Source organism: Epilithonimonas sp. JDS, from assembly GCF_021261315.1.
In the GTDB taxonomy this organism is placed as follows: domain Bacteria; phylum Bacteroidota; class Bacteroidia; order Flavobacteriales; family Weeksellaceae; genus Epilithonimonas.
Genome location: NZ_JAJSAX010000004.1, coordinates 54,523 through 80,409, shown reverse-complemented (window position 1 = coordinate 80,409; position 25,887 = coordinate 54,523). Strand labels below are relative to the sequence as shown.

Sequence of the window (25,887 nt, the reverse complement as noted above, 5' to 3'; positions counted from 1 at the left end):
AATTTAAACCGTTAAAACCTGTAAAACAATAAGGTACAATGATGTCAGCTAGTTACCTATATGTTAGTATTTTGATTGATAGCCACATTAATTTCAAATAATTTTCAAATAATAATAGTCTCTAAAATTCTCATTATTCTCAATTTTCTCATCAGAATCATTTATCTTTAAGCAAAATATTTTATTTAAACATAAGAGAATATGGAAAGATTGATGTCAGATGAAGAGATCGTAAAAGCTTGGGACGACATTTGTAAAGTTTTGAATAAAGATCAGGATGAACTTAAACGAGATGTATTGAATCACGTTGGTAACAAATGGTCACTTTTTGTCATACACGCTCTGGGAATAGATGGCAAAATGCGTTTTTCAAATCTACAGAATCATATTAACGGCATCAGTCAAAAAATGTTGACAAAATGCCTTCGCGAATTAGAAAGGGACGGATTGGTGTCGAGAAATATTTATCCCGAAGTGCCACCGAGAGTTGAATATGAACTCACGACTTTAGGCAGAGGATTACTCGTACAGGTAACACCTCTTTGGTTTTGGATTGCCGATAATATCAATGAGTTTAGTGAGGCGAGATCCAATTTTTTTAATAATAGTACTATATAATATCTTTTGTTTAGAAATTATCAAGTATCCTAAAATATCTTTCCTAACCTGATATCCTTTTCCTAAAGCGGGAATCTAGCGATAGAGAGTTGCCATAGATCTTTCGAGACTTTTTGCTATTTTTTAGTCCAGGTCTTCCACGTATCGCGCAGAGTAAAATATCTTCATTGCTTTTTTCGCAGCCAGACTTGTTGTGAGTCTCTATGAAGTTCTATATTTTGATCTATGGTCGATATTCTGCCGTAGTCTATTTTCATACTGAACTTTTGATAAAATTCTTACAATCCAAAAAATAGGCTACATACTCTGAGCTCTCCCATTACAGAATTTTTATAGCAAACTTCCTTTTTAGCAGTTCCGTTATAAGAAATAAAGATCAGAAAATCTTTAAAATTACAAACCTAATTTACAGTTGTATTATGCCACAAAAAAAAGCTGTCTCATTTGAGAGACAGCTTCTCTTCTCCTAATTGTAAACTACAGTCGCATTGATTTTACATACTAATAATTTCTGAGGAAAAACTTTTATTTATTAATAATCAGCTTACTGCTGAATGTAACACCAATACCATCACCGGTCAGAATGTAAGTACCTTTCTGAAGCGCTGAGGTCAGAACCGGTTCATCAGCATTGATCAACTGTTCATCCACCTTTTTCCCGGACATATCATAGATAGAGACCTTGATCTTTCCGGAAATCTGTACGCCATTGGTCTTAATAAAAACTTCCTTGTTGGCCGGATTAGGATAGATAGAAATTTTCTTATTGACTGTAATTTCAGAAGTCCCCAAAGAACACTCTGCCGGCACAGAAAAATCTTCTATCTGGTCAGAGATCGCATTAGGCAACGCTCCTCTTGTAGCGCCGGCGCTGGCATTAGCCCCAAGACCACGTTTGGCAAATGCGCTCCAGATCATACATTTGTTTTGACCGTTGTTCAGGTCAGCATCCGCTGCTATGATTGCATCTCGGCCAGTTACGAAATTCGGATAGCAACCTTGTATTTTCATTGCTTCCATTACCAGTTGAACCACTTTTCCGCTTCCTGAGTTTGGATTGTTTGCGATGTCATTAGAATAACCATACTTATCAGCAAATTTCCAATGAAGGTCCCACAGCATCGTTGCCCAGATAAAACCCACACCGTGAACATCTACGGCAAGGGCACCGCCGCCCGTGTCTATGTATTTCCCGTTTGTATCTCCATAGGTATAATCATTGATGGCAAAATCAGGAGAATACTTAGCAGGTCGGATTCCTGGACCGTCGGCTCCTTGATTCGCCACGAAACTTCCTGTAGACCTTGGCAGCGCAGCTGTGGCATCAGCTTTTCCGGTGACCATTAGTGCCATAAAGTCGGACCAGCCCTCTCCCATCTGCTCATTGGCATAAGCGGCATTGAGACAGCTGTAGCCGTTACCTGTACTTCTTGTAGAGATGCCGTGCGTATATTCGTGTGCTATAACACCGTTATCGAGACTTCCATCTACATCGAAAGTATTGTATTTCAGGTTGACATTTACATTAATGTTCTGGTCTATTTTGCTTTTGATGATTTCTCCTTCCTCATTGTCAATTAAGATTCCGGGGATTGTTACAGTGGTATCAGTACCACTCATATTGATGATCGTTTGACCCGGAGTAGGATTATATATGATAACACCTTTCGCTCCTTTGTCCTGTGCTTTTTTGAATTTGACATCAAAGTTGCAGGTTCCTCTCTGGATAAGTGCAATTTTTCCGTTCAGATTGGTATTGTCCAAGTTCGTACAAGCGTCTGCAGGTGTAGCTATGGCAACATCGCCGGTTAATGGTGAGTTTATTGGAAAGGCACCTCCAAAGTCAGCATTATAGCCTGCAGCAGGTTTTCTGTTCACCAAATCACTTGGTGCATTGTAGCTCAGCAAATAGCCATACCTCCAAAGGTACATCTGCATTCTTGGAGAAAAGCCGTCCGGAGGTGTTGCAAAGTTGGCATTATTAAGAGAAGAGCCGTCTCTGGCCTCTGATAGAACAGGATCGAAATCGGTGTAAGGTTCGCCCTTTCCAAAATTATTTGACTGAAAGTTACGCCCCGCTTCATCAAATCCAAATTTGTAGAATATGTCGTGCATCTTGTTGGACGCGTAGAAAAGATTGGTAATAGAAGCATTGGTATAGGTAGTTACTGGCTGATTCAAATCTAGTGGAAAATCAAAAAGTTTCTGTACCCCTCCATCGGCACTAGGTCCAAATGCATTGGAACCATTGAGGTCTACGTAGGCGTAGGCATTATTTCCTCTCGTGATGTTATAAATTTCGTCACCGTCATTTTGCCAACCTAGTGGAGAAGCATCCAGAAACCACGGGCTGGTTTCCAGCGTGCGCTGACCGAAATTAGGTGATTCGATTGGAAATGCATACACACGGTAAGAGGCATTATCTACAAGTACAGACTTGTGTTCTCCAGTTTGTTGGTCTGTTGGCTTTTCAGAATTATAATGAATACTATCCAACTGATGTTCAGAAGAAAAAGAATGGTCGTGAAACTGGCAAGATACTGTGAGATTGGTTTTCTCAATAATAGCACCTGTTACTGCATCTACAATGATGTCCCAGTAATTGTTGGTTCCTTTTTCATAGAAATTGACAGCATAAGCCAATTGCAGTTGTCCTTTCTCTGTTGGAAAATAAACTAATTTAGATAAAACCGAATTATTTTTTCGTCCCTCGAAGGTATAATCGCCTTTGTCTCCTTTCAGATTAGCTGATGATAAAATGACCGAGAAGTCTTTGGGAACATCCACAGAAGGCTTGGCAGCAGTAATATTATCCGATACGGAAATAAATTTGTCAGACATATATTTCACCGTGTTGCCTCGCATCAACACAGACGAAATGGCACCGTAAACAGGAATACCTCTATAAGTCTGCTGTATATTTACAACTTTACCGTCAGAATCTTTTTTAGCCTCGGAATGAATGATGTCAAAGGTCTGGCTAAAAGTCGTTTTACCTGTTGCCAGATATTGTTCTATGATAGCCTTGTCGCTGTTCTGAGCCTGCATCACGGTGCCCGCAAACAGGGCGACTGCCGCTATCGTAATTTTAAATGTATGTTTATGATTTAGTTTCATTAGACCAAAATTAATTTTTAATGATTTTCTGTGATGATATTTTGCCTGTTGCATCGGTAATATTGACGATGTAATTACCGATTGGAAGATGGCTGATGTCAATCATCGTGGCATTTTGATAGCTCGCCACTTTTTGCCCTGCCATATTAAATACCGTTGCATCTTTGACCTTGTTTTTCAGGAAAAGATAGCCCGATGTAGGATTAGGATAAAAAGATGGTTTCGATGTGCTTGCTACTTCCTGACTGCCCATAATGGCACTGCAATCCGTTGCAAAAACTGCTGTCGAATCTATTTGCCAAAGCGTCTGACTGGAGCTGTACGCTACATCATCCACTTGTATACACTTTAGATTCGGGCTGGTATGTGCAAAAAAACCGATGGCGTTTTTATTGTTCCCGTTTTTCACGTTGATGAATTTCATCTTCTGATTTTCAATCGCATTAACATAGATCAGATCGCCGTTTGTAGATGCATCCACCTCGGTCAGCTGCGAATAATTAGCATAAAAATATTGCAGCATAGAATGACCGGTCAAGTTGACTACGGGTATTTGCGTACCATCCATTATAAATTGCCTTAAGTAAAGTTGCTTGCTGATGTCAATAGATGTGATAGGATTGGCCTGAATCATAAAAGTATCCAGCAAAGGATTGTTCGATACATCAATCTGCTGAAGTTTGTTAAGGCCTACGTTGAGGTAGGTCAGACGCGTATTTTTCGTCACATCAAGCGTCGAGATTTGATTGGCTGCTGTGTTTAGTTCCGCAAGTCTTGGGTTCTTGGTTACATCAATACTGGAGACATTGTTGGACGCAAAGTAAAAATTGGTCAGCATTGGACATCCTGTAACATTCAATGCTTCGATCGCATTGAACATAAGGCTGATAAATGACAATTGAGGATGCGATCCGAAGGTCAATTCTTTCAAGTAAGATGATTTGCTAATGTCTACTGCCAAGAGTTTGGAATTTTGTGAGAGGTTCAGTTTGGTGAGGAGAGAATTGTTGATCCGCACTTGATTGATTTCTTTGTTAGTCGTCACATCTACAACGGCCACTTTGGAACCATTGATAACAAGTGAAGTCAGGTTTTTGAAGTATTTAACCTCCGGAACGTCTTTGATATTTCCGGTAAGAGTAAATCCTCCGGTATAAGCCTCAGCTTCTGTCATCTGTATCTCGCCGTCATTATTGGTATCAATACCGGTATAGAGCAGAATATACTCGAGGAAATTTTCGTCTGCGAAATTGATGTTCTGTGCGTTTGCTGTCGTGAAACTGGCACTAATGAGCATCAATCCTATAGTTGCTAGAGTTTTTTTCATTTTACAATTAATTTAGTGGTGTTAACAGTTCCTTCATTGGTTTTACCTACCAGGATGTAGTTTCCATTAGGAACTGATAAATGCGTTTTGTTACCGTTGATTTTAACATTCTGATTCAGGAGACGCCCGTTCAGGTCGTAGAGGTTATAGCTCACATAGTCTTTTCCGCTGAAGAAAATATCGCCAGTGGTAGGATTAGGATAAACCATTTCGCTTTTTTTATTAATGTCAGAGACTGCAAGAGTTGGAAACTCTATCTTGTAAAGTTCCTGTCCGTTAGCCACGTTAAGTTTCGCTGACAGATAAAGAGCCCCGTTATATGCTTCCATCTTCCCAAGAACAAAATTGGTGTATCCTGGTTTAAGTTCCAAAGTAAGCTTAGTTCCATCCGCTGTTCCATCACTCTCCCAAAGCCTTGCTTCGCCGGAACCATCATTTGCCAGAAAGTAGAGCTTACCGTTCAGTTCGGTCAGACTGCTGGGATTGGATGCCGCAGAACCAGGGTTGATATCTTTAACCAGTTTCGTTCCTTCCCCAGTGCCATCTGTTATCCAAAGTTCCGTACCGTTGGATCCATTATTGGCACTGAAGAAAACCTTGTCACCAACCTGTCGGAAGTTCCCAGGGAAAGAGTTTGAGGTGCCCGGATTAATATTTTTCACCTCTACAGTGCCTTCCGTTGTTCCGTCTGTTTTCCAGAGTTCAAATCCTGATGTACTAGAACCTGCTGAAAAGAATACAGTATTTAATTGGCTGCTGTAAAAGAAATTCTGAGGATTGGAAGTTGTATTAGGATTAATGGTTTTAAGAAGAGAAACCGATGTGCCATCATACATATATATCTGGGCATTGTTAACGCCTGCTGCTGGAGATGCGGCCATTACAATTTTACCGTTGACAGCGCCCATCTGTCCGGTAATGACAATGGGTGTACTGATATCGTGTGTAGCGTTATCAGAAAAGTACCATAGTTTATTATTTAATCTGTAAAAGATCTTTCCATTGCTCTGCAAAAGATTTGCGGCAGTAGAAAGTCCGGAGCTTACAAGATTCGCACCTTCGGTGTTATCATAGGAATAAAGACCTGTCGTACCAATCACTGTTAGAAAATGCAGTTTATTATTGTAATTCATTAAAGAAATCGGTAGAGAACTGGCAGTACCTGGGTTGATATCAAAAGCGAGATTTGTACCTTCCGGGGTACCGTCTGTGGACCAGAGTTCATTACCATAAGTTGGATTGCTGGCATTAAAGTACAGCTTATCGCCGTAATTGAAAAATTCTGCCGGAGTAGATGGATTTGCACCGGGATTGATATCTTTTAATAAAGTAATGCTTTGTGCGCTTAACGCATTGGCTATAAAAAGGGTAAATACTATTTTTTTCATAATGATGTTTTTTGATTATTGAACAATAACTTTGGTCGACGCGTTCATCTTCTTATCATCAGAAGTGACCTTCAGAATGTAGTTTCCTGCTTTTGAATTCAGGTTGATTTTACTATTATTATCAAATTTTCCAGCTTTGATGAGGCGACCAGTCGTATCGAATAACTCAAACGAACCGGAATTGACATTGCTGATCTTAATTTCGCCTTTAGAAGGATTAGGATACACGTTAAGCTTTGATGATGAAGCAGTCGTTACAGCAAGGGTTTCATTAGGAAGATTGACCTTGTAAAATTCCACACCGATCTGGTCTGCAGCATCTACCCTGGCAGAAGCATAAAGATTGTCATTATACACAGCTAGTCCAAATGCCGCAGGAAGTGTTGAAAGCACTTTGGTACCTTCTTCCGTGCCGTCTGATTCCCACAGTTGTCTCACATTGCCAGTGTTGTTCAGAAGGAAATACAGTTTATTTTTGAAAACCGTCAATTTATCAGGAAATGAACTTGTGGAACCAGGCACGATGTCCTTCACCATTTTGGTTCCCTGCTCGGTGCCATCTGTCACCCACAGTTCGCTGCCGCTGGTTGCCCCATCTGATGCAGTAAAATAAACTTTCCCATTGTACTCTGTAAAGTTTGTGGCACTGGAGCCTGCCGTGGCCGTAGTGGTATTGATATCTTTGACCTGAACAGTTCCGTCCGCAGTTCCGTCTGACATCCACAGTTCCGGACCGTTACCTCCGTTTGCAGAGAAAAACGATTTGCCTAATGCGGGACTGTAATAAAAGTTCTGAGGATAAGCAGTAGCTGCAGAATTAATGGTTTTTAAAATATCCAGCGTATTTCCGTTCAAACTAAAAAGCTGATACCAAGTTGGGTTTGTAGACGTTTTGTACTGACCATTGGCGATAATCTGCTGTCCCACATTTCCTAGGAACATCACGGTCACATTATCATCGACCATCACAGGCTGTAAACTATCATCCAAAGTATAAAGACGCTGCGTATTAGGTGATACCGTGCTGTTGGTCGCCTTGAAATAAAGCTTATTGTTGCTGGTTAGAAAAGTGGTTGCAAACTTAGCAGTTGTGGAAACTGTTTTAAGACCTTCAACGCTGTCGTAGGACATCAGGACACCAGAACTACTGACTCCATTCACAGGTAGAGCGGCTGTAAAATAAAGTTTGTAGCCGAAGGTATAAAGATTGGTCGGCGATGACGAAGGTGCACCAGGATTGATATCCGCCACTATTTTTGTACCAGTCTCTGTTCCGTCCGTTTCCCAAAGTTCAGTTCCTGTGGCAGAACCTGTCTGACCATAGGTGGCACTAAAGTACATTTTATTATTAAACACCATAAAATTAGAGGGGGCCGAATTGTTTAGGCCGGGATAAATGTCCTTTATAAGAGTAAAAGTAGTTTGGGCGGATAAAAGTCCGCCTAAAAGAATTGCTAAAAAGTTGATTTTTCTCATATCAATAAATTATCTTTAAATAAATAATGTTTCTAAAAATGATTCAGAAAAATTATCTATCAATTAAATTGATTAAAAGATATTTTATCTCATCATTTTAGATTTCTAAATTATCAATATGAGCTTTAAAAAAATAGAAAAGAGCTTTCATATTTGAGAAAAATACTTGAATATGACAGCACAAAAGACCATCTAAATAATTATAAATGAAAGATTTAAATTTCAACAAGAAACAATATCAATTAAAAGTTTTTTTCATTGAAAAATGGTAGAAAAACGAGGTTAAAACAGTTAAAATGATGACTAAAATCGAAATCGTTATAAAATTCCATATTACGTTTTTATTATTTTTATGGATAAAATTTGCATTATCATTAATTACAAGCCTTTCAATTGTTTCATTCTGAAATTTTGAAATTTTCAATAATACTTGATTATATTTATCAAAATAATAAAGATATAATTTGTAATTTTTTCTTAAATAACTATCCTGAGCCATCAGTCGATAATAAAGAGATGTAAGCTCTGCATCATACTGAACAAAATCATCGACATCAATAGTTTTCAGTAATTGGCCAGCTCTATCCAAATCTTTTCTTTTTAAATAGATATCGACCAGCCCCACAGATGCAAAGTATTTATTATAACCTAATCCATCTTTTTTGCTGTCCAGAACTTCGGCGTAGAGCTTTTCTGCATCTTGGGTCTTCCCAATGGATTCCAAACAGTGAGCTTTCTGGATATCAATCAAAAGCCGGTTTGTAACAACCACATCCTCAGCTGGTAACTGATCATAGACGGTCAGTGCCTTGTCAAAATATTTTATGGCAAACTCACAGTTGAGCTCATTTTTGAAGACAATACCTTTCACATTATAGACATTGCCTTGAATAAATAGAAGGTCTTTGGGCAACGATATTATATTGATTAAATTCTCTGCCTCGTCTAGATTTCTCTTGGCGTCAGCATTCATATTGATTTGCTGATACTGGTTTCCGAGCATCGAGAGAAAACGGACCTGATTGATTTTATCATCATTTTCCTTGGCCATCTTAATGCCCTGATTGCAATTTCTAATGACCTGACTGATGTCTCCCAGAACCATCTGCGCATTGACCAACTTGGAAAGTGCTCTAATTTTTGTAGGATAATCCTTAGCTTCCAGGAGTATTTTCGTAGAAATGCTCACCAATTTTTTTGGATCGGTAAAAATAAGATTCGCGGCTTCGTCCAACTGTTTATCGTTCTCCGTTTTTTGTCCAAATACTGCGAAGGCGAAAAGCATCAATAGTATGTTCAATAATTTTCTCATCCATTTATTTTTTGGAGAAATTCTGTTGGCGAAAGGTTCATCCTGTTTTTAAAAATCGTTGTAAAAAGGCTGTGTGACGAGAATCCGCACTCGTCTGCAAGATAACTTACCTTATATTTCCTGTATTCTGGATTTTCTTTGATCTTATCAACAATATAATCGATTCTGAGATTGTTGATATAGGTATTAAAATTAGAGTTTTTATGTTTGTTAACCACCTCGGACAAATACTTCGGATTGGTATCGAACTGTTGCGCCAGAGTTTTGAGCGACACCGTTTTCCGGATGTATTTCTGATTTTTTTCAAACTCTTCCAGCTTGTTTAGAATCCTTTTTTCCGTTTTATCCGGAATGACGAAATTTTTGACCTCTGTACTAGCAGGCACTTTTTTTGCGAGCCTGGACTTATACTTTACAGACCAATAAATCAATATTATTGCGATGATGAAAATCACAATAATTGCGAGATAGATATACCGGAACATCTTTTGCTGAGCTGCCAGTTTTTCCTCATTCATCTTGTTGATATGGTTCACCAACATTGCTTTGGCAACCGATTTTTTTGATTCGATGTTTTGAATAATGTTGAAATATTTATCATTCGCCGAACCAAGCATATTGAATTCATTGATTCCTGCAGAGGCTTTTGCCAGATTTTTGTAATAATCTGCTTTCAGTCCAATATTAGAAATACCGGAAGCCGAACTCTGGAAATTTTTGAGAAAATCAAATGCAGCCTTTGGGTTACTCTTTTCCAATTCAATTTTAGCTAAAGAGTTGAAAACCAGAATCTCGTAATAAATACCAGATTTATTGATGTTTGCTAGTCCACGGGCATAATTTCTTGCAGACATCGATTCAGCACTATTCTTGTTCAATAATTCCGAAAGCCATATACTACTCTGAATCAAAGCCTTGTTATTACCTGCTTTTTTGTAATTCTCAATGGCAGATTTCAGAATGGCAATTCTTTCGGACGGTGCAAATACTTCAAAACTGGTTTTATCAATCGCCAGATCTGCAAAAATTATTTGTTTTGAAAATTTAAAATTCTGAACATCATTGCTTATGTTTTTCAACTCACTGGTTAGACCTAAAGCCTGGCAAAGTTCTGCGTACAAGTATTGATATTGAAAGAAAATCTCAGACTTTTTATCATTCGTTGCAATTTTTTTTAATGCTGATAAACTGTTCAATGCTTCCTCGTAATTGCCTTTGATTAATAATGACTTAATGCGGAGAATCTGCGCGTCGGCTGGTGAAATTTTGGAATAATACTTCAGCAGCGGTTCCAGCTGTTGACTGTCGTACTGCATCTTGTCCAGGATCTCTTCTCTCAGGATTCCGACATCGTTCGGCGTCTGCGGGGTATAGAATGCAATAATAAATAAGCACAGAAAAACAACAATGCGCTCTGTCAACAGATTTACTGGTATTTTCTTTATTATTGCTATCATACTAACTTACAAAAATAGGAAATAATTATCGCTATCTTATTAACTATATACCACACAATTGTAATTCTCAAAAACCCAACTATCTGCGATAATTTCTAAGTAAGTAAATTTGATATCTAAAAATTAAGTGATCTTCGATTACATAATTACTATTCGTACTTTTTTTCTTCAGGCTTCATCAACATCACACACGCACCAGCAATCAGGAAAAGAAATCCCGTCAGAACAATGACCAACGAAGGGTTGTCATTCAGAAAGGTTTTGTAAATGAATCCGAAAGAAATCGTCTGTATCAGCATCGGTACTACAATCATCATGTTAATGACGCCCATATAGACACCTCTCTTCTCCGGTGGAATTGATGGAGAAACCATTGAATATGGAAGTCCCATCATTGATGCCCAGCCAATCCCCAAAGCCACCATCGGAACTAGGAGAAGATATTCGTTTTTAATGTATGGCAATGCCATTATCCCCAATCCTGTGATACAAAGACAGAAAATATAGGTATTTTTAGAAGTGAATTTTTTAGCAAAAGGTACCAGCAGTAAGGCCGATACCATTGTTATAATATTGTAAGAGCCATTCATTAGTCCGGTCTGTCCCACAGCAACTTCCACCAGATGAAGCACATTTTTTGCCCAGGACATATCTTTTTCTACCACAAAAACTCCGCTTTTTGCCAGCTTGATGATTTTGTCTGCTTTTTGCTCATCGCTTTCAGAAATTCCATATAGCGACAGCTTGAGCATTGGCGTGATGAACTGCCAGTAGCAGAACAGCGCATACCATTGGAAAAGATAGACCAAAGCCAGCTGCCAGAGTAATTTCGGCATATCCCGTATTGCAGAAAAAATTTCTATGAATGGTGTAAAAAATGTACTTCCTTCCTTGAACTTTCTGAGTTCTTCCAGTTCTTGTTCGGATGGCGGAATCTCGGGCGTTTTGTAAACCGACCATACGACCGAGGCTATGGAACAGAAAGATCCAAGGAAAAAAGAATAATATACCCAAACAGGAATACCGTCACCTGAGGCATTGCCCCCGAGATATTTCTGAAAAATAAACAAAGAAAGATTTGCCAGAGTAATCCCCGCTCCCACAAACAGGCTCTGCATTTGGAATCCGAAAGTCTGCTGTTCCTGCGGAAGTTTGTCTGCAATAAAAGCACGATAAGGTTCCATCGCGGTATTATTGGCAGCATCCAGAACCCAAAGCAATCCTACTGCCATCCAAATGGCAGAACTGAAAGGGAACAAAAATAAAGCAATGCTGCAAAAAATAGCCCCCAAAAGAAAAAACGGCTTTCTGCGCCCCCATTTCGGACTCCAGGTTTTGTCACTGATGGCACCAATCAATGGCTGAATCATCAACCCTGTGATGGGGCCGGCAAGGTTCAGAATGGGAAGTTGCTCTGCGTGAGCACCGAGGAAAGTGTATATCGGATTTACCGCCGTCTGTTGCAATCCAAAACTGTATTGTATGCCGAAAAATCCGACATTCATATTCCAGATTTGCCAGAAACCGAGATGTGGAATTATTTTTTTTGTTTTCATAAATTAATTAGATTGTAAAGCACAATTAAACCCATCTTTATTTCAGCAAGAGTTCGTAATTCTTTCCAAGAACCAAATCTGCCTTTGCTTTTAATTGTTTAATAATCTGATGTTCTATCTCCAACACCTGTTCAACAAAATCACTCTTCTCGTCACGGTTTCTATTCATACGATTATCATAGGTGTCTCTATACGTTCTGTCGATGAAAATTTTAAAATCAAAATCGTCAATCTCCAAAATATAAGTACCTTCGACAATAGCAACCGTGTAATCTGCTGCTGCTATTTCTTCACTTGCAATCCTGTTCTCTATGTAATGTACCAAAGGTTTTTCTATTTCCGCTTTTCCGCTTTTGAACTCTGAAATATTCATGGAAAGCTTTGCCAAATCGACTTCAAATATCCCTACGTTTTCTAAGGATTTTATGCGGTTTTCGTGATTGCTCCTGGGTGGAAGTTTAAAATAATCATCCATCTGCCACACAAGGCTTTTAATATTATTTTCGTTTAAAATCTTTTGAACTGCAAAAGCGGTCACGGATTTACCGCTTCCGCTTTCTCCTGCAATTCCTATGGTGAGTTTGTGTTTATTTTTTAATGGCAATTTTGTATTCAGTACTTCAAATATTTCTTTACCTATTGCCAGATGTCTTTCTTTAAGTTCTATATTGTCTCCTATCATTTTATTCTTTCTTAATTTATAATTTCATTTCCCAAGCTCATCATCAGATATCCTGAAGCCGAAAAACATAATTTTTCAGTTCCAAGTGGCAAAAGTTTATCGGTTGAATAATATTCCCGGAAATGTTCGCCTTTTTCCTGCATCTGCTGTTCATATTGCGCCAGTATCTTTTTCGGAATCCGTCTAAGGTCTTTTCGGTTGAGCGCCAGGCAAAGCCATCCTAAAAATATAGGCCAGGAACCACCATTATGAAAATGATGAGGCTGGTTTTTGAAGCTGTAGCTGTAGTTATTCTCCAGAAGTTTCCAGTCGTAATCGCCGGGATAAATCACGGGATAGAATACGGGAAGCATCCAGTGTTCGAATTCTGTATGAAGACCTTCCAAAAATCCGGTAAAAGCTTCGAGATCCAATTCGAAATCCAGGAGAATCGCCAAAGCATTTCCTGCCAGGTCAAATCGGTCATCGTAGCCATTGGCATTAAGCGATGCCCAGAAATAAGGTTTTGCATCGGTTTTGGCGTAAGCTGTTTCGTGGTATTTTGGTTCTGATGAATCGTTCTTATAAAAATTTTCCTGAATCAAATTCCGGATGTTTGTTGCCTGAATTTCCAACTCGGAGTTCTGGTAAATCTCGGCTGCATTTTTCACCGCCCAGTAGCGCAAAACATTATCGTAGAGCGTGTATCCGGAAGTTACATATTCGTCTGCCCAGTTGCCGCCTAACGGACTGTACAAAAGATCTTTCTGATTGTATTCCCAGGTTTTGAGGCAGGACAGTGCTTTCAGTATTTTTTCTTCGAAAGATTGTTTTAGGTCATCTTTTTGATAAATTTTCAAATATTCGCAGGTTACAATAATCCACCAAGTGGTGGCGTCTGTTCTGCCAACGTGTGTTCCGTAGCTTGCTTTTCCGCTCACAACATTGGACGGAATCTGCCCGTTGTCCGCCTGATGTTTGGCAAGCGTGCGGATAGATTGTTCCAAGCCCGCCAGAATCTCTTCATCATTAACCAAAATACCGGCATAACCTGTCATCATAGAATCTCTTGCCCAGACGCGGGCATAGTTGTCCCTTTGCTGCGCCGATGCCAAAATCCCTTCTTCTGTAATCGCCTTCCTGATGATATCTATCGCTTCTTGTTTAAACATATCTAATTTTTACTTTTATATGAAGCCAAAATCTATCAAAATTTGGCTTAAATGTTTTCTGTATTACCTTATCGATTCAAAATAAATTCATATTAATAAAACTAAGTTGAGTATAAGCAGAATAAAATATTTTTAAAAATATCATATTCTGCTCTGTCATCAATTATCTACAAATCAAATTTCACACTCACGCTGTAGCTGGCTCCCGGAAGTGTTCTTGCTCTCACGATTCCGTTTCCGCCGGCAATTGAACCTTCTTCTGCCTCTGTCACCGCAATGGTATTGAATACATTATTAGCATTCAAACTTACGGAAAGGTTTTTGAGCACCTGATAAGAAACATATGGATTTACGATAGCGTAACCCGGCATTAACAATTTGTTGTTATCCTGGGTAAATGCTTTGGTAGCGCCGATCAGGTAGAATCCTACATTGAACTTGTTCGCATTGAAGTTAGGATTCACTGAATACATCAATTTCGGTGTTCTTCTCGGCATATTCCCGATGATAGTAGGGTCTATAGCATTTCTAATTTCTGCGTGGGTGTAGGTAAGACCGGCCTTTACATCTAATCCCTTCGTAATTTTGTAATAACCATCTAATTCTACCCCGAAAGACTGGTATTTGTTATCCGTTTTTCTCTGAGTTGTAGCTTCGTAATTGGCTTCTTTGGTTCCTGCATAGAACAAAGTGGTATTAAGGAAATAGCCTGAACCTCTTAATTTATATCCCGCTTCCACCTGATTAACCTTATTTACTTTCACAGCATCCAAAGCCGGGTCATCATTATTGGTATAATTGTAACCGGAGAACAGGATTCTGTCCGCAGATGCGCTTCCGCCCTGGCTTACTCTTGCGAAAACGGCATTTTTGTTGTTCAAAGCATAGTTTGCACCCACTGAATATCCGAAGATTCCGTATCTGTAATTTACGGGAACATTGATGTTGTCATTGGAACCGACCATTTGTTCAGAAATATCAATCACGCCGTTTCCATTCATATCACGGCTTGTGTAAGTGACTGTAGCTCCGGAGAAATAGCCTGATACTTTTCCGATGTCATATCTTGCGCCTGCATCGATGGTTAATTTGTCTGTTGCATTGATTTCCACCTGAGCGTGAGGAGCGGTGATATCGTATTTGGTATTGTAGTCTCTTTTCAGGTTGCCCCAGTCTTTCATTCCGTAGTTAAGTAAGCCGTTGTCGGTAATGTACTGTCCAGCGGTATTTTTCACATCAATTAATCTTGCATTTTTATCGCTGACTTCCTGCAGATAGTTGTTCCACATCCAGGACATATTGATGTTCTGGGAAGATTTGTACAACCCGGCATTGAATTTCACAACATCCCATTTTTTGCTGATGTTAAAGTCATTCACAAAATTATTGAAGTTATTCAGCTTTACATTGAAAAGAGCGATTTTCATATAGTTCGCATTCATATCAATCGGCGTGTTGGTTCCTGCATAGACTGCGCTTCCGAAATTGGCAAAATTAGCCGTATTGAAGAAGTCGCTACCTCTGCTCACGCTTGCCGGAAAAGGTGCTACAAACTGTCCGCCATTGGCTGCATACCTGATTTTTTCTTCCAATTTCCAGCCTTCGCCAAGATTATAATTGAATTCAGCACCGATAACTTTTGACAAAGAATGCATCCCGTCTGAAACATCAGTATTAAAAATATTACCGTCATTACCCAAAGTTCTGTCGTGCTGCAGGTTGATGGTTTGCAAAGCCCCTGTAAGAATGTTGTAGTTAGGCAGTGAAGACCATTTCGGGTCAGCATCTGTACCTTTAACGCCAACAGGCATCGGCATATAAGCTGCAGTTCTGTCATCCAGAACTTTTGCATAAATCCTGAAGCTTCCTTTTTCAAATTTCTTAAGAAAAGACAGTCTGAACTGGCCGCCGTTGTTGGAATTAAATCCTGTTTTTCTTGGGCCATCCCCTATCCTGTAGAAACCTCCCACTGCCATATAAGTATCATCGCCTATTTTGGTTCCGTAATCGAAATCGGTTCTGTAATTTTTGTAATTAAGTCCCATTTGCTGGGTAATGCTTCCGCCTTCTTTCTCACCGGTCTTAGTAATAAAGTTGATAATTCCGGCCGGAGAGTTGCTCGCAAATGCCGAAGCCGAACCTCCTCTAAGTGCCTCAACTCTTGAAACGAACGAGTCAAATCTTGTAAACTGGTCCTGAGTTCCGAAAGCAATGTCACCAAACTGCATGACCGGAAGACCATCTTCCTGAATCAGCAAATATCTGGAACCACCGGCCGAAACAGGAACCCCTCTCACGGTAATGTTAGAATTACCTTCCCCACCTGAAGATTCTGAACGGATTCCCGGAATGGTACGGAAAATCTCTGCGGTAGTTCTTGGAGCTGCATTTTCTATATCTTTCATTTTTAATGTAGAGATAGACGTACTGGTCTTGATGGATGCTTTAGGATTAGAGTTCCCTGTAATCACCACTTCATCAATTGTTTTATCTCTTGATATTGTGTCATTTACAGTACTCTGCGAAAACATAAAGGCCGCGGTGTTCATCGCACCGAAAATCAGTAATTTAGTGAACATCTTTGATTCCATATCTTTATGAAGTTTTTTTGTTATGGGTTAAAAGTATTTTTTTTAACACATCAAAAATGCGTTTTGAATATTGTATTAACATTGCGTTAATATCAACCGGTTGCGCAAACGGTTGCGGTTGGTAACAAAATTTTATTTTAACGTTTTATTAACTTTGAATATTTCAAATTTAACATATTTTAACAATTAAAACAATGTAAATCATTACTAAATTACCCCAAAAATATACTCCATTAACTCAAAATGAAAAGAATCACTATAAAAGATATTGCAAAAATGCTCAATATAAGTACCTCTACAGTGTCCCGAGCGCTTAAGAATCACCCTGACATCAGTGCAGCTGTAAAACAGCGTGTAAAAGAGGTTGCAGATACCTTCAACTATGTCCCGAATGATTTCGCCATCAATTTCCGAAAGAAATCATCCAAGGTTATCGGACTTATCATCCCGGAAATTTCGATGTTTTTCATTCCTTCCATTATCAAAGGGATTTCCTCCGTGCTACATTCGGAAGGCTATAACTTTTTTGTGCTTTCTTCGGAAGAATCTCTGGGAATGGAAGAGGAAAATCTGCTTACCTGTATCAACTCAAGGGTGGATGGCATCCTGATTTCTCTCAGCAGACAGACAAAGGACCTCACCCATTTCAATAAAATTAAGGAGCTGGAACTTCCTTTGGTCATTTTCGACAAGACCATTCCACAAAATGTCTTTGAAGAGGTGATATTTGACAACAGGCTTTATGCGCAAACTGCCGCCCAAAAGCTCATAGAAGCTGGCTGTAAAAATATTGTTGCTATTTTCGGGGATGAAAACCTGGAAATATCACAAACCCGTAAAAATCATTTTTCAGAGGTTATCGATAAGCACAAAGATGTAAAGTGCAAGATCATCTACTGCAATTCCGCCGATATGGTAAAGGAGAAAATGAGTATCATCTTTGATTATGAAGACTTCGACGGTTACTTTGTAATGAGTGATGAGACTCTTGCCGGACTGCACAGTTCCCTTGTCAATAAAAAAACGGCTTCCCCAAAAGCTAAAGTCGTTGCCATAACGGAGGGAATTCTTCCAAAATATCTGGACGATTCCTATGAATGTATCATTAACGACGGCTATGAAATGGGAAAAACGGCTGCGATGAAACTATTGACAATCATTAAAAAACAGTCTATTTAAAATTTACTCAATTAACTGTACTTGCTTGAACATTTAAAGAACCGATTTTGTTATTGTGCACTTACGCAAACTCAGTTGTATGAAAGTTTTTTTATATCTCGATTTTTCTACATTAAAATTTGTGGCTACCAGAATTTTACAATATAATTTTAATGTATTTTAATTCTAAATGACTACGTGACGAGGAAATATTTTATATACCATACTTTATTTTAACATTTAATTTACAATAAATTAGAATATATTATTAAGCTAAAATCTCAATTGCTATAATATTATTTTCGTAATGACAACCTCTTGATTAGTAACCGATCCAAGATTTAAATTGTGCAGATTTTTCTCGACTTATGATAATTGCTTCATCGCTTTTTTTTAGTTTTACTTTAAGCTTACCCTTAAAATAATTGCTGATCTGTAAAATAGAATTAATGTTTATAATATACTGCCTGTTGGCTCTGAAAAATAATTTGGGATCAAGTTGCTGTTCCAGTTCTTCCAACGTTTCCGGAATTATTTCCTCCTCACCATTAGCCAGCCTGGCTTTCGTCATTTTAAATTCTGAATAAAAGTACATTATATCATCAACGAGTACAGTCTTATAACTATCTCTATATGATATCAGAAAACGATTCCTGTAACCTTGTGGCTTCAGAGAAGTTAAAAGAGTTTCCATTAATGTACGATCAATTTTTACAATCGTCTTTGCTTCGAGTTTTTCTATAGCCATATTCAGTTCATCCTGCTCAATAGGCTTCAAAAGATAAAAAACACTGTTATACCTGAACGCCTTGACTGCATATTCGTCATATGCAGTGGTAAAGATAACGGGGCAAAGGACTTCCGCTTTTTCAAAAATTTCAAAACTTAATCCATCAGACAGCCTGATATCCATCATCACAACATCGGGCTGCTCATTTTCATTAAACCACTCCACACTTTCCGCAACGCTTTCAATAACAGCTACTATCTCTGCATTTGGTCGTACTTTACCAAGCAGACGAACAAGTCTTTCTGCATTGGGAATCTCGTCTTCAATAATTAAAATCCTGCTTGTCATCATAGTTTAAGAAGTGGTATGGTTACTTTGAAACAATTATTGGCTTTACTGATCTCAACCGGCCGTTTTGACAGCAATTGATACCTACGTTTTATATTGGTTAATCCTATACCAAAAGAATCTTGAACCTTTGCAATTGGCAGCATATTATTTTCAACTGTCAATGTTTGCGCATTATCAGTACTGATGCGTACGATCAGTGGTTCTTTTCGGTTCGTTTTATTGTGCTTTAACGCATTTTCGACAAGAAGCTGCAAGGTAAGAGGCGGCATATAAAGATTTTTTGATGACTCATCTGCAGAGATATGAAACTGTACCCCATTAGAGAACCGGTGTTCAATAAGAAATCGGTAAGACTCTAAAAATTTAAGCTCCTGTTCCAGCGTAATAATATCTTTTTTAGCATTTAGAAGAAGGTAACGGTATATACGGGAAAAGTTTTCAGCATATGCATATCCCAGCATCTGATCTTTGAGGATGGTCTCAGACAATACACTCAGATTATTGAATACAAAATGTGAATCTATCTGAAGTTTTAATGACTGTAACTCAGCATCCAATGCTACCTGCTTAAGCTCTGAAGCCTTTAATGCCTCGTTTTTCCAATTTGATATCAGGTAATTGCCAATATGAATTCCTACGATAAATAGTGCAATAATAGTACTAACGACAAGCCACTGGATCATCCCTCTTGCCTCTTCTACGGATCCTCCCGGACCAAATCCAAAAGTCAGAGGTTTTCCATTCATCCTCGATTTGAAAAAGTTAATAATCAGCTGTACTGCCAGGATTACAAAAAGATTCAGAAATATTTCAATCGTAAAACGCTTTCCAGGATAATTGGTCCAGGGAACACTTTGGTTAAACCTGTTGCTGATGAGAATGCTCACTTCTGATACAATAAAGCAAAAAATAAAAGAGGTTGCAAGATCCCGGCTTACTTTCGTCCAATCCCTTTTAAAAAAATTGCCCCAGTAAGGAGAGAACGGATCGATGATGAATGAAATGAGGTACATCATTAAAAAGGCAAAACAAACAATCAATATTCGTTTCCAGCGGTTATTCAAAAATGCATTTTGTTCTTTCTTCATAAAATAGATCTCAATTGTTAAGTCGAATTATATTATTAAAATTCATTATAAATTAAAAAATGAGAATTTAAATATACAAAGACTTTTACACCGATAGCATTTTGCCCTTCTTAAGTTTATTGGTCAGAACAGATTTCCTCAGATTTATCAGTTAGCTTTTTTTGCCCTATCATTGATTGCAGAATGTTGTCTCTGTAAATAAACCCGTGAATCAAGGCCGCAGAAAGATGCCCGACTATCATAAAGAAAAACGCCCAAGCCATTATCCGGTGTGAATCGTGCAACAAGGCATAAGAAGTTGGGTTTTGTTCTAATATCGCGGGAAGATGGAAACCCGGGTAAAGCCTCACCGGGAAGCCACCGGCTGACAGCTGTGCCCAGCCGGAAAGAGGCAGTGCAAACATCAGCGCATAAAATACCCAATGCAGTATCGTAGCCATATATTTCTGCCAGCCCGGCATTTCACCGGGAAGCTTTGGAACGGGTCTGGTCAGGCGGTTGATCAAACGGACAATTACCAGCAGCAGTACAGCTACTCCCAACGGTATATGCAAATCCAGCAGCCAAGGCCTTAATGTTAATGATGTCATCATTCCTACTCCCACGAATAACATTGTTAATATCATTGCGGCCATCAGCCAATGTAGGATTCGCGCCGTAATATTAAAAGATGAAGGAGGCATCTGAGTCAGCTTTTTATTATTCATCGTTATTTGTTTTGAGAGTTGTCTTTTATAGGTTTTCCTACAGCATCGGTCGCTTTGCCATAACCGATTTCTCTTACCCTGTCATTGTACGAATGAGAATATATACCTGCCCTTGCTGCTAAAACAGGATCATCAGACAACGCAATTCCCTTCGGCACAAGCGTTGGATCAAAGTTGATATCCCTGCACCCACCTTCTGCCTGATCAAAAACACGGTTAACTTCCAAAGTCCCTGCAATGATTTGTTTACGGTTTGCAGGCCATTGTTGGGAGGGGTCGTTGACAGGGTCTCCGGGTTCAGCGATAGTCAATACCAGATCCCAATAAAGAGGAGCTTTTTCCAGTCGCTTTTTCAATTCATCAAATAAATAGTTTGGGCCAGCCTTTTTTCGTTCTTCTGCGCTCATCGAAACAAAGGGAGCGTGCGGACGCATTGACCAACGAACAGGATGTTCTTTTCCGTTGGAATCTATTAAAAGAAATGCATTGATAACATAATATTCCGAGCCTGCAAAACTTTTAGTCCAGGGTGCCTTGGCATCATATTCCATAGACTTTTTTGCTTCAGGGTATTCTTTAAGAAAAGCTGCAACCTTTTCAGGATTAGGTTTTCCTGTTGTAGGATCGGGCTTAAAAGCTTCAATTTGTTTTAGAAATCCTACGGCATCCCGAGTGCCAAAAAAAGGTTTATTATTCAATTTCATTCGCCACTGTTCGCCATCAGCAGATGTCAGCATCAAAGCCATACTTACTGTACGGCTGGAATTATCCGGCGCGTGCGGATTGCCGGTACCTAAAGAAAATCGACCCACTGCAGGAACATCTTTCTGTCCAAATACCTGTGCTATAGATAATGGCACAGCATTTCCAGAAGCGTGAAAAGTGCCTTCAAAGCAAATACCTTTGCCGTGAGCCCGACGGTATCCTGCCGGAAATGAATCCGGTGTATTCTCTAAAAATGTTCTGGTCGTATTACGTTGCCCAATAAGACCTGCAGACCACGCAAAGGCTGAAACTAGCAGCAATGCAGTAAGGGCAATACCCGCTAATCTGATTCCGGTTTTTCGTTTTTTGGAATCAGCTGGAAAAAAATATTTTTTCATAATATTCTGGTTCAATTATTTATATTTATTAATACAAAGAAATGAACGAGAAGCCGACATCTGACTTTTATCTTTACCGAAACGGAATAATTGGCTACTGAAATGGACTTTGAAATAACTGAAATTTACTACTATTTCAATCCTGATTGTATCAAAGCTTTACGAAACTATCAATTTTGTTTAAAAAAATTATGCTCAAAGGCTATGAAATAAATATATTGAGATTCTCCATTTAGCATTTTCATTGGTCAAATCATCAACGAAAAAGTATAATCGTGGTGCTAAAACTTTAATCCCTTATAATCCCATGCAATGTTTTTTTTATTGCTTTATAGATAAAGTACCAAACCGAATTTGCCCAGCTAAAAAACAGATATTTTTTAGCTTCAATTTTTAATGAATGTAAATTAAACAACATTTAATACATTCAAAATATTATCAATATCTAATATTAATTGGTTTGAATATAGTCCTGTGATGTTCACGAACAGCCAAATGGCGCCCACTGAAGACAGTTGGCACCATTTTAATTACTTAGAATAATTTTTTTAAGTTATTATATATTTAAATATATCTGATAATGTCATTATGTGTAAAAATACACTTTTGTACAGATAAATAATATTTTTTCGATGGTACACTCAAGTATATTGTTGCCTTAATTTATTGAATTTTAAATTTTGAATCTGTAAATGCATTTAATAATTCTATTAGTTCAGGTGTCTCATTTAAATATATTATACAAAAACTCGCATTGTAGCCGTTTATTATTGCATTGTAAATTATATAATTTTGTGAAACATTATTTCCCAGATCAACTTTTATAAAAGTTTTGTAAAAAGAAGTTTTTCCGATTTCATCTTTAGTTATATTCTTTGTAAATTTTGCATCTGCATTCTTCTTTTTAATCGATTCAATTAGTTCATCAGTATTTTTATTTACAGTTGCAGCCTGAGCCACTTTATAAAACCTAAACCTCCCCAGCTGATGACCATGCTGTTGAATAGGTTTTCTTTTTCTGCCGTCACCACCATCCATTGCTCACTGAATAGCTCGATAGCGTTGTCAGGTAAATCTTTTTGGGTCTATGCGATCGTACTGTGATTGCCATGCAGAGCCATGCGTAATGGTTTGCGTCTTCTTGACCTGCGGCTTTGGATCTTTACCGCAACCTGACAATACCAAAATTAATGGTAAAAAGGTCGACAGCCATCTTATTTTTTTTGTTATCATATTGTTATGGGCTCAGCCCGTTTATTAGTAGATAGCATTACTTATTTTATTTATAAATGCTGTATGCCAAATCATCGGCTTATGTTATTTCTGTATATACCTTTAATACTTTTATGTGGAATTTGAGAATTTCATCCATAGTCTTTGAGCAAACAATGAACTTCCTATAAGAACAATAATTACAAATCAAGTCGCCATTGATTCCATGTAGTCTGTGAAAAAATGAATAGCAGAATGCCGGGATTGAGAAAATATATTAAACATTCCCTCCCACTGAAAACTCAATATATTATTGAAATTCTAAAAATTCACCAACTTTCAAAAGCAGCAATTCTTTTCCCCTATCTGCAAATTTTTTGACTGATTCTTGATGATCGATGGTAATGTAAGGGTTACTATCATAATGATATCCCAGAATTTTATTGCACTCCACAAAATCTGACGCAATTATTGCATCTTCTACATCCATCGTAAAGTTGCCCCCGATTGGAAAAATGGCTAGATCCAGTTTGGTACGGAGGGGGATCAATTTCATATCGTAACTTAATGCAGTATCTCCTGCAATGTAAATATTTATGGTATCTGTCTCTATCACGAAACCTCCAGGATTCCCCCCCATAGCTACCATCTGAAAAACTACTTGAATGACTGGCGTTAACGTATTTTACTTTTCCAAAATCAAATTTCCAGCTGCCCCCATGATTCATAAAGTGAGATTTAAAACCTTTCTTCTCATAATAAGTGGTGATTTCAGCGTTTGAAACGATAACCGAATCATTCTTTTCTGCAATGGTTTCAACATCTAAAACGTGATCGTAATGAGAATGGGTAATCAAGATATAATCTGCTTTTAGCGAATCAATATTGATTGATTATGTGATGGGTATATATAAAAACGTTTGTTGTAAGTTTTTTTTCTGAAGTTCAAGATTATGCAATAATACAATACATATTCAGAAATTTAAACTTCCATTTGTAGTTCTCTACCTTGGCTATTATAAGTCAACAATACTAATTAAATAAAGCTCGTGGTTCAATCATTGTCAAAGATTGCCTTCCTCAGGAAAAACTAAATTATAAAAATTCAGTACAAAAAATTCTTATCTATAACTAACTTCTTTGATGGAATAATGAAGTAACATTTCGATAGTATATCCAAGCTCATTAAACAATCAATAAATAACAGTTACGTTTGTTTTGACATTTCTTAATTATAAGATATTTATTGTGTTAAGGAACTGAACTCAGAATTATGATATCAAGAATTTCTTGATAAATTTTCTTTAAAACCTTAGATTTTCATATTTAATCTTTCTTCCTGAAGATCCAATAACCTAAGATGTTTTCTGATAATTTCTTCATCTAACAAAAGTTCTTCTCGGTTTTTATTTATAAGCCAGTATCTTTGGGCATCAAGAATATCAACATAAATCTTTTTATATTCTTCGTAATTAACAATTATCTCAGAACTCATTGCCTGAGTTTCATACCGCTGCAATTGATCATTCAACGTCGGAAAGCTTTTTATTTTATCACTATAATCATTACGAATTTTATCAATTGCCACTTTTGCCAAACTGTTCTTGATGTCCTGATCGATCTCCTTTTCAGTTCTTATAAAGTCCCGGTCGACCGGTGGAAATTTTCTAAGAAAAACAGGAAGTGTCAAACCCTGTATCAATAGGGTTGAAAGAATTACAATAAATGTGATGAAAAGTATCATATCTCTTTGCGGAAAAGGAGTTCCGTCATCCAGAGTCATGGGAATCGAAAGTGCCGCAGCTAATGAAACGACCCCTCTCATCCCTGTCCAGCCAATAATTAAAGGGGTTTTCCAACCGGGAGGTTCCGGATCGGCAACACTGATGAAATTCTTCATAATTAATGTTGTTATCACCGCTCCATAACTTGCGAAGATTCTTACAATAACAAGTACAGCTGAGACAGCGATACCATAGCCAATTGAAGTGTAAATATCTGCTTTGCCTAAGCCTGAAACAATTTCAGGTAAATCCAAACCTATTAACATGAAAACAATCCCATTCAATAGAAAACAAAAACTTTCCCCAACTGTTAAGGTCCTTATTCGCGATGCACCACTTAAGAAATCATGGCTGTGGTATGAAAGAAATAAACCTCCTGCAACTACTGCCAGTACTCCTGAAGCATTCAATTGTTCTGTCGCCAAATACATTGAGAATGGCGCAATGAAAGTCATTAGAATATCGATGTTCGAATCAGTCGGTAAGATTTTGTGCATATTCATAAAGATGTACGCTATTGCCAGTCCGATTCCGACACCGCCTATACACATCCAGACAAGACTGACTGCAGCTTCATGCCAAACAAACTGCCCTGTTGCAGCTGCAATCATTGCAAATCTTAAAATGATCAAAGACGATGCATCATTCAATAAACTCTCTCCCTCAAGAATTGAAGACAGTCGTTTCGGGACTTTTACAAATTTCAAAATAGCACCGGCACTAACAGCATCAGGCGGAGATACAATTCCACCAAGCAAAAAACCCAGGGCTAAGGAAAAACCCGGTATAAAATAGTTGGCAAAAATTGCAACCGATAATGCTGTAAAAAACACAACCACAAAAGCAAAACTAAGGATAATCCGACGCCAGCGCCAAAGCTCTTTCCAGGAGGTTGACCACGCTGCCTCAAACAGCAAGGGAGGTAAAAAGATTATAAAAATTAATTCTGGCTCTACTTTAGTTTGTGGTATACCGTTTCCCCTACGAACCTACAGCGGACCAGTGGTTTCCTGATCGAAAAAATAGTTACCCCGCTGATTTCACAACCGGCCGATAAAGCCGCTTTACCTACACTTCTT

Annotated in this window: 18 protein-coding genes and 1 pseudogene; 2 read left to right on the top strand and 17 right to left on the bottom strand. The window is 38.2% G+C overall.

Features of this window, described 5'->3' with window-relative positions; translation table 11 throughout:
- Window positions 1-201: 201 nt before the first annotated feature.
- On the top strand, window positions 202-618 hold the full coding sequence (locus tag LUD75_RS12525; RefSeq protein ID WP_232706033.1) for a helix-turn-helix domain-containing protein: 417 nt from the start codon (window positions 202-204) through the stop codon (window positions 616-618).
- A gap of 525 nt (window positions 619-1,143) precedes the next feature.
- On the opposite strand, the gene LUD75_RS12520 is transcribed toward LUD75_RS12525, so the two are convergent.
- The 10 genes from LUD75_RS12520 to LUD75_RS12475 form a co-directional block, all read right to left on the bottom strand.
- Window positions 1,144-3,735: a T9SS-dependent M36 family metallopeptidase gene (locus LUD75_RS12520; protein WP_262908206.1), complete on the bottom strand. Its 2,592-nt coding sequence runs from the start codon at window positions 3,733-3,735 to the stop codon at window positions 1,144-1,146.
- A 10-nt stretch (window positions 3,736-3,745) separates the two neighbouring features.
- Complete coding sequence (locus tag LUD75_RS12515) at window positions 3,746-5,062, bottom strand: T9SS type A sorting domain-containing protein (protein WP_232706032.1); 1,317 nt, start codon at window positions 5,060-5,062, stop codon at window positions 3,746-3,748.
- A complete protein-coding gene (locus tag LUD75_RS12510) occupies window positions 5,059-6,450 on the bottom strand; it encodes an ELWxxDGT repeat protein (RefSeq protein WP_232706031.1) in 1,392 nt (463 codons plus the stop codon). The genes LUD75_RS12515 and LUD75_RS12510 overlap by 4 nt, the downstream gene beginning before the upstream one ends.
- 15 nt (window positions 6,451-6,465) lie before the next feature.
- The gene (locus LUD75_RS12505) at window positions 6,466-7,791 is read right to left on the bottom strand and encodes an ELWxxDGT repeat protein (RefSeq protein ID WP_232706030.1); all 1,326 of its coding nucleotides are present in this window, start codon (window positions 7,789-7,791) and stop codon (window positions 6,466-6,468) included.
- A 373-nt stretch (window positions 7,792-8,164) separates the two neighbouring features.
- Complete coding sequence (locus LUD75_RS12500) at window positions 8,165-9,238, bottom strand: hypothetical protein (protein ID WP_232706029.1); 1,074 nt, start codon at window positions 9,236-9,238, stop codon at window positions 8,165-8,167.
- The gene (locus tag LUD75_RS12495) at window positions 9,235-10,695 is read right to left on the bottom strand and encodes a helix-turn-helix domain-containing protein (RefSeq protein WP_232706028.1); all 1,461 of its coding nucleotides are present in this window, start codon (window positions 10,693-10,695) and stop codon (window positions 9,235-9,237) included. The genes LUD75_RS12500 and LUD75_RS12495 overlap by 4 nt, the downstream gene beginning before the upstream one ends.
- Before the next feature lie 149 nt (window positions 10,696-10,844).
- Window positions 10,845-12,251 carry an MFS transporter gene (locus tag LUD75_RS12490; protein WP_232706027.1) on the bottom strand — a complete coding sequence of 469 codons (1,407 nt, stop codon included), beginning with the start codon at window positions 12,249-12,251 and terminating at the stop codon, window positions 10,845-10,847.
- A 37-nt stretch (window positions 12,252-12,288) separates the two neighbouring features.
- Window positions 12,289-12,933, bottom strand: a complete 645-nt coding sequence (locus tag LUD75_RS12485; protein ID WP_232706026.1) for a hypothetical protein — start codon at window positions 12,931-12,933, stop codon at window positions 12,289-12,291.
- Between the two features lie 11 nt (window positions 12,934-12,944).
- Entirely contained in the window at window positions 12,945-14,084 is a 1,140-nt protein-coding gene (locus LUD75_RS12480; protein ID WP_074234355.1) for a glycoside hydrolase 100 family protein, read from the bottom strand.
- Window positions 14,085-14,251: 167 nt separating this feature from the next.
- A complete protein-coding gene (locus tag LUD75_RS12475; RefSeq protein ID WP_175565880.1) occupies window positions 14,252-16,663 on the bottom strand; it encodes a TonB-dependent receptor in 2,412 nt (803 codons plus the stop codon).
- A 255-nt stretch (window positions 16,664-16,918) separates the two neighbouring features.
- On the opposite strand from LUD75_RS12475, the gene LUD75_RS12470 reads away from it, so the two are divergent.
- Complete coding sequence (locus LUD75_RS12470; RefSeq protein ID WP_074234357.1) at window positions 16,919-17,854, top strand: LacI family DNA-binding transcriptional regulator; 936 nt, start codon at window positions 16,919-16,921, stop codon at window positions 17,852-17,854.
- Window positions 17,855-18,155: 301 nt separating this feature from the next.
- On the opposite strand, the gene LUD75_RS12465 is transcribed toward LUD75_RS12470, so the two are convergent.
- The 7 genes and pseudogenes from LUD75_RS12465 to LUD75_RS12435 all read right to left on the bottom strand — a co-directional run bounded on the left by LUD75_RS12465 (window position 18,156) and on the right by LUD75_RS12435 (window position 25,779).
- Window positions 18,156-18,914 carry a LytTR family DNA-binding domain-containing protein gene (locus tag LUD75_RS12465; protein ID WP_221408301.1) on the bottom strand — a complete coding sequence of 253 codons (759 nt, stop codon included), beginning with the start codon at window positions 18,912-18,914 and terminating at the stop codon, window positions 18,156-18,158.
- Window positions 18,911-20,002, bottom strand: a complete 1,092-nt coding sequence (locus LUD75_RS12460) for a histidine kinase (protein WP_120214046.1) — start codon at window positions 20,000-20,002, stop codon at window positions 18,911-18,913. The genes LUD75_RS12465 and LUD75_RS12460 overlap by 4 nt, the downstream gene beginning before the upstream one ends.
- Window positions 20,003-20,118: 116 nt before the next feature.
- The gene (locus LUD75_RS12455) at window positions 20,119-20,709 is read right to left on the bottom strand and encodes a cytochrome b (RefSeq protein WP_074234364.1); all 591 of its coding nucleotides are present in this window, start codon (window positions 20,707-20,709) and stop codon (window positions 20,119-20,121) included.
- 2 nt (window positions 20,710-20,711) lie between these two features.
- A complete protein-coding gene (locus LUD75_RS12450; protein WP_232706025.1) occupies window positions 20,712-21,812 on the bottom strand; it encodes a catalase family peroxidase in 1,101 nt (366 codons plus the stop codon).
- Window positions 21,813-22,475: 663 nt separating this feature from the next.
- Window positions 22,476-22,850 (bottom strand): hypothetical protein, encoded by a 375-nt coding sequence (locus LUD75_RS12445; protein ID WP_232706024.1) that lies wholly within the window; start codon window positions 22,848-22,850, stop codon window positions 22,476-22,478.
- Window positions 22,851-23,334: 484 nt separating this feature from the next.
- Window positions 23,335-23,914 (bottom strand): annotated as a pseudogene (locus tag LUD75_RS12440) (metal-dependent hydrolase).
- Between the two features lie 422 nt (window positions 23,915-24,336).
- Window positions 24,337-25,779, bottom strand: coding sequence for a Na+/H+ antiporter (locus LUD75_RS12435; RefSeq protein WP_317207324.1), 1,443 nt, complete (start codon window positions 25,777-25,779; stop codon window positions 24,337-24,339).
- Between the last annotated feature and the right edge of the window lie 108 nt (window positions 25,780-25,887).